The sequence below is a fragment of the Psychromonas sp. genome, from assembly GCF_047632995.1.
In the GTDB taxonomy this organism is placed as follows: domain Bacteria; phylum Pseudomonadota; class Gammaproteobacteria; order Enterobacterales; family Psychromonadaceae; genus Psychromonas.
Window position 1 is genome coordinate 1 of record NZ_JBLIEK010000160.1, and the last position, 6,278, is coordinate 6,278.

The 6,278-nt window shown below is 42.4% G+C and carries 5 protein-coding genes and 1 pseudogene; 5 read left to right on the forward strand and 1 reads right to left on the reverse strand.

Annotated features, from left to right (window positions below; translation table 11 throughout):
* Positions 1-54 precede the first annotated feature (54 nt).
* The 3 genes from ACJAT7_RS17120 to pgl all read left to right on the forward strand — a co-directional run bounded on the left by ACJAT7_RS17120 (position 55) and on the right by pgl (position 2,246).
* Entirely contained in the window at positions 55-522 is a 468-nt protein-coding gene (locus ACJAT7_RS17120; protein ID WP_415228016.1) for a DoxX family protein, read from the forward strand.
* A gap of 37 nt (positions 523-559) precedes the next feature.
* Entirely contained in the window at positions 560-1,348 is a 789-nt protein-coding gene (locus ACJAT7_RS17125; RefSeq protein WP_415228017.1) for a DODA-type extradiol aromatic ring-opening family dioxygenase, read from the forward strand.
* A gap of 181 nt (positions 1,349-1,529) precedes the next feature.
* The gene (gene pgl / locus ACJAT7_RS17130; RefSeq protein ID WP_415228018.1) at positions 1,530-2,246 is read left to right on the forward strand and encodes a 6-phosphogluconolactonase; all 717 of its coding nucleotides are present in this window, start codon (positions 1,530-1,532) and stop codon (positions 2,244-2,246) included.
* A 90-nt stretch (positions 2,247-2,336) separates the two neighbouring features.
* On the opposite strand, the gene ACJAT7_RS17135 is transcribed toward pgl, so the two are convergent.
* Complete coding sequence (locus ACJAT7_RS17135; protein ID WP_415228019.1) at positions 2,337-3,794, reverse strand: aminoacyl-histidine dipeptidase; 1,458 nt, start codon at positions 3,792-3,794, stop codon at positions 2,337-2,339.
* A 429-nt stretch (positions 3,795-4,223) separates the two neighbouring features.
* Here ACJAT7_RS17135 and carA point away from each other — a divergent pair, with 429 nt between their 5' ends.
* Together carA and carB are read left to right on the forward strand one after the other, a co-directional pair.
* Positions 4,224-5,372, forward strand: a complete 1,149-nt coding sequence (carA, locus tag ACJAT7_RS17140; protein WP_415228020.1) for a glutamine-hydrolyzing carbamoyl-phosphate synthase small subunit — start codon at positions 4,224-4,226, stop codon at positions 5,370-5,372.
* Positions 5,373-5,404: 32 nt separating this feature from the next.
* Positions 5,405-6,278: pseudogene (gene carB / locus ACJAT7_RS17145) on the forward strand (carbamoyl phosphate synthase large subunit); the annotation flags it as partial.

Sequence of the window (6,278 nt, forward strand, 5' to 3'; positions counted from 1 at the left end):
AAATTGACCCTATGAGAAAAATCTCTGATTTATTACTGATAAGGAAATAGCCTAATGAACATAAAACTGATCAATAAAATAGTGACATCAAATTTAGTCCTGTCGTCATTCATTCTAAGAGTGCCTTTAGGTTTGATTCTTGCAGCTCATGGCTCGCAAAAATTATTTGCCTGGTTTGGTGGCTATGGATTAGAGGGGACAGGTCAATGGATGGCAAGCATCGGCATTACACCGGGCTATTTAATGGCACTGCTAGCGGGAAGTGGGGAATTTTTTGGCGGCATAGCGTTAATAATTGGTCTGTTGAGTCGACCTGCCGCATTGGTCACTGCGTTTACTATGTTAATTGCGTTGATCGTGGTGCACTTAGGTAATGGTCTATTTCTTGCCAATAATGGCTATGAGTATGCGCTGATGCTGTTGGTTGCTTCATTGACTATAGTGCTGCAAGGCGCGGGGCGTTTCTCTGTAGATGCATTGTTGTCAAAAAAGCTAACTGACAAAGAAAATACTAACACTTGAGTTACTATTTAAGTCTAAATAATTAAAGGAGAAGAGTATGAGTCAGATAAAACAACCCGCTTTTTTTATTTCACACGGCTCTCCCATGATGGCTGTTGAAAAGAGCAAAACAGTTACCTTTTTGCAACAGTTGGGTCTCTCCTTTGCAAAGCCTAAGGCGATTATTGTATTTTCTGCGCATTTTGATCTGGCCCGAGATATTGTTATTACTCGGGGGAGTGCGCCGAAAACAATTCATGATTTCTACGGTTTCCCGCAGCCGTTATACGATATACAGTATAACGCGCCCGGTTCACCAGAACTTGCCGATAAAATTGCCGATCTGTTTACACAACATGGGTTTAGCCCCGTTCTGGATAGCCAGCAGGGGTGGGATCACGGAGTGTGGATCCCGTTAAGGCTTATCTATCCAGAAGCGGATATTCCCGTTATTGAAGTTTCAATTAATAGTCGCCTCGGCGCCGCCATCAATTATCAATACGGGCAGATTTTAGCGCCGCTGCGCAATGAAGGGGTGATGATAATTGGCTCGGGTAGTATTACTCATAATCTCAAGGAGGTATTTAACCCATCCCTTGAGGTCAATAAAAAAGAGCGGGTGAAAAATTTTACCGCTTGGGTCAATGCTAAATTGAGCATAGGTGATCTTAACGCGCTGCTAAATTACCAAAATGAAGCGCCCGATCTATTGTTTAATCATCCCACTGCAGAGCATTTTCTGCCGTTGCTTGCCGCACTGGGAAGCAGTGATTTGCGTTCTGCCAAACGAATACATGAAGATATTGAATACGATGTGCTGGCAATGGATGCTTACCAGTTTTCTTAAAATTTATTATCGATCTTCAATCGGATAACGGTATCCTGCCGGCTACTTAAAACAACTGGGCTGAGGTTTTGATTGCAATGCAGTGGAGATGGCATTATCGTGATTTAAAAGAGCGCAGCGGTCAATGGCGTTGCCTTGCCCTGTGTAAACCTAACCGATACAGACTACTGAGAGCTATCGCATGAATAATATGATTTTTGATTCAACCCAATTGCTGCTTGATAAGCTTGCTCAAGATTTTCTTCGTTTGAGTCAAAACGATAAACAAAGCGATATCTCTTTATCGGGCGGAACAACACCGATACTGTTATTTACGTTTTTGGCTGAATCGGACTATGCACAGAGTATAAATTGGCAGAAATTACATTTCTGGTGGGGCGATGAACGCTGCGTTCCTGTCAGCTCTCCAGAAAGTAATTTTGGGCAATGCAAAAAGTTACTCTTTGATAAAATTAATATCCCCGCAGAAAATATTCACCCAATTCATGGCGAAAGCGATCCGCAGCAGGAAGCGCTTCGCTATGAACAGGAGATAAGATCTCATATTGACAGTGTTCATGAAATTCCGCAGTTTGACTGGATTATTTTAGGGGTGGGGGAGGACGGTCATACCGCGTCACTATTTCCTGGGGAGACGGACTTTAACGATACACATTTAACGCTTGTGGCAACACAGCCACAAAGCGGGCAATTACGTGTAAGTATAAGTGCCGGCTTAATTGAAAATAGTAAACGTGTTACCTATTTAGCCCTAGGTCATAATAAAGCCGATATTATCTATAAAATAGAGCGTGAAGTTGCTGGTAGCGAACGTTATCCTGCGGCCAAAATATCATCAAAAAAAGGCTTAACGGAGTGGTATTTAGATCCGGGCTCGGCAAAGTGGTTAATAGAATAAAAACGGTTGTAAATGATGATTAATTTGCGCGAGGCTACTAAGTGTAGATAGCCCCCCCTGAAAATGCATCTTCGGTGAGGCTCTATACTATTAATCAACTGCAGCTAAGGTTGCAATTAATAACTGCCAGTACTTATCAACACTGGCAATATCTACTTTTTCATCCGGGCTGTGCGGGAATTTAATCGTTGGGCCAAATGAGATCATATCCCAGTCCGGGTATTTATCGCTAAACAGACCACACTCTAAGCCGGCATGAATGACCATCGCTTTAGGCTTTTTAGCAAACAGCGCCTTGTATTGCGCTTCCATCACCTTATAAATAGCCGACTCTTTATTAGGTGTCCAGCCCGGGTAGTTACCATCTTGGCGTATCAGTGCGCCGTTACTTTGGAAGTGCTGCGCTATTTTATCCGCTCTTTTCTGTTTTTCCTGTTCGACTTGGGAGCGTACTAATACTTGAATGTCAAAGCGCGACTGCGCACCTTTTTCTTGCGTAATAACGCCTAAGTTACTCGATGTCTGCACCACATTAGAAAAATTATCATCCATAGTAAACACGCCATTGTCACAATCGATCAGGCTATTTAATAAATTAGTTTGGCTCTTGTTGGTTAAAATCGATGCCGGTAATTCAGAGGATTTAATCGAGAGCTGTAGATTTTCTTCAGTTTTATGGAATTTATTGCGCAAATCTAAGTTTAAGGTATTGATAAGTATATCTAAACTGTTTTCATGGCGCTGTTCACACACAATCACGGCAGATGCTTCTCGCGGAATTGCATTACGCAGACTGCCCCCCTCAAAACAGGAGATATGAAAAGGAATTGCATCTAAGTTATGTAACACGCCTGCTAAGAGTTTGATTGCATTGCCGCGATTAAGGTTGATATCACAGCCGGAATGGCCTCCCTTTAGGCCGCTAATTGATATCTCATAAGCACTGTCAGCAGGCTCTGTTTCCATTTTTTCATAAGGCAGATTGATATTGACATTAACACCGCCAGCGCAGCCAACGTAAAGTTCGCCTTCCTGCTCTGAATCGGTATTAATTAAAATTTTCCCCTGCAGCAACTCGTCTTGTAGTGCAAATGCACCTGTCATACCTGTTTCTTCATCAAGGGTTAACAGCACTTCAAGCGGACCATGTTTAATTGTATTGTCTGCGAGGACGGCCAAACAAGAGGCCATGCCAATGCCGTTATCAGCACCGAGCGTTGTATTGTCGGCATGCAGCCACTCACCATCAATAACAACCGTTATCGGATCCACTAGAAAGTCATGTTCAGTCTGGCTGTTTTTTTGCGGCACCATATCAAGATGTGCCTGCAGGATAACGGGCGTTTTATGTTCAGATCCGACGCTGGCTGGTTTGCGTAAGATTAAATTGCCGACTTTATCTTGAATGCAGTCGATTTTTTTTTGTTTCGCCCAATTAATAATCCAGGCTATCAGTTGTTGTTCATGTTTAGAGGGATGAGGAATGGCACAGATGTTGAGAAAATATGACCACAATATGGCAGCTTTAGTTGATTGTAATTGTTGCATAAAAGACCCTTGTTAGCCGGAAAAATCAATCACCACAAATTACTTGGTGTTGACAAATGATCTTTCAGGGGGTGAATGGTTTGATTTAGATCAACGAATAAACAGTATATTATAAGGAACTTACAGTGTCAGAAGAAAAGTTTAAAGATCCAGATTGAATTCGTTATTTTTTAGGTTTTGTGATTGTGATGTTTATGCGATGCTGACACCAGTTAAACTACTCTTTTAATTATTTATCCGCAATGCAGATTTAGCCTTGCAAATTTTTTTTGTTTCCCATTTTGGGCAGAAAATAAAAAATTGATTGGTGAATTGCGCTGAATATCTATAAACTGTCGCGAATTTGCCAAATTTTATGATTGTTTGGTGGAAAAGCGTATAACTTTCCATCAATAAATAATTGTAAAATTTATTTTTATTGTTGTCCCAATGGAGGTTATCTTGAGTCATTCTGCCATACTGGTATTGGAAGATGGAACTGTATTTGAAGGTGTGTCAATCGGCGCTAATGGAAGTTCTGTTGGTGAGGTTGTTTTTAATACGTCAATGACAGGTTACCAAGAAATTCTAACAGACCCGTCGTACGCTCGTCAGATAGTTACACTAACATACCCCCACATCGGAAACACCGGAACCAATGATGAAGATGAAGAATCTCCATCTATCCATGCTTGCGGATTAGTCATTCGTGATTTACCTCTACTAGCAAGCAACTTCCGCAATCAAGCTTCTCTTAGCGATTATTTAAAAGCACGTAACGTTGTCGGTATTGCCGAGATTGATACCCGTAAATTGACCCGTATTTTACGAGAGAAAGGGGCGCAAGCGGGTTGTATTATTGCTGGCGAAAATCTTGACCAGGCTGCTGCACTTGCACAAGCTAAAGCGTTCCCGGGACTTAAAGGAATGGATTTGGCAAAGGAGGTGACGACTGCACACCCATTTGTATGGGCACAAGGCAGCTGGACGTTAACCGGCGGTTTGCCGGCTGATATTAGCGATTCTAAATATCATGTTGTTGCTTACGATTACGGTGTTAAATGTAATATTTTACGTATGCTGGTGGACAGAGGTTGTCGCGTTACCGTTGTTCCTGCACAAACATCTGCGAGTGATGTACTGGCAATGAATCCTGATGGCATATTCCTGTCTAATGGTCCCGGCGATCCTGAGCCCTGTACCTATGCAATTGCAGCGATTCAAGAAATATTAAAAACAGAAATTCCAGTATTTGGTATCTGTCTCGGCCATCAGTTACTTGCTCTTGCAAGCGGCGCTAAAACGTTGAAAATGAAATTTGGTCACCATGGTGCTAACCATCCGGTTAAAGATTTGGACCGAGACGTTGTCATGATCACCAGCCAAAATCATGGTTTTGCCGCTGATATCGCGACACTACCTGCAAACCTGCGTGCCACACACGTTTCATTATTTGACGGTTCACTACAAGGTATGCATCGTACTGACAAACCCGCATTTAGTTTCCAGGGACATCCGGAAGCAAGCCCGGGTCCACATGATGCCGCACCTTTATTCAATCATTTCATTGAATTGATTGAAAAGTACAAAAACGCCTAGTAACCGAATTCGAATAAAAAGGTAAATTTCAGATGCCAAAACGTAATGACTTAAAAACTATCCTGATTATTGGTGCGGGGCCGATTATTATCGGTCAAGCCTGTGAGTTTGATTACTCAGGTGCACAAGCTTGTAAAGCACTAAAAGAAGAGGGCTACCGTGTTGTACTGGTTAACTCTAACCCGGCAACGATAATGACAGATCCCGATATGGCCGATGCTACTTATATCGAACCGATTCATTGGCAAGTTGTTGAAAAAATTATTGCTAAAGAGCGCCCCTGTGCGGTGTTGCCGACAATGGGCGGACAAACTGCATTAAACTGTGCGCTTGAGCTTGAAGCAAAAGGGATCTTAGCAAAATACAATGTTGAGATGATCGGCGCAACGGCGGATGCCATTGATAAAGCGGAAGACCGCAGTCGCTTTGATAAAGCGATGAAAAAAATCGGCCTTGCATGTCCGCGTGCTGGTATCGCACATAATATGGATGAAGCTTACGGCGTGTTAGATATGGTCGGTTTCCCTTGTATTATTCGTCCCTCTTTCACTATGGGCGGAACAGGCGGCGGTATCGCTTACAATAAAGAAGAGTTTGACGATATCTGTTCAAACGGTCTGGATCTTTCTCCTACTACTGAGCTGTTAATTGATGAATCATTAATTGGTTGGAAAGAGTATGAGATGGAAGTGGTTCGCGACAAAAATGATAACTGTATTATTGTTTGTGCCATTGAAAACTTCGATCCTATGGGGATTCATACCGGTGACTCAATCACGGTTGCACCTGCGCAGACATTAACGGATAAAGAATACCAGTTAATGCGTAATGCCTCTTTAGCTGTACTGCGTGAAATCGGTGTTGAAACGGGTGGTTCAAACGTACAGTTTGGTATTAATCCAGCAG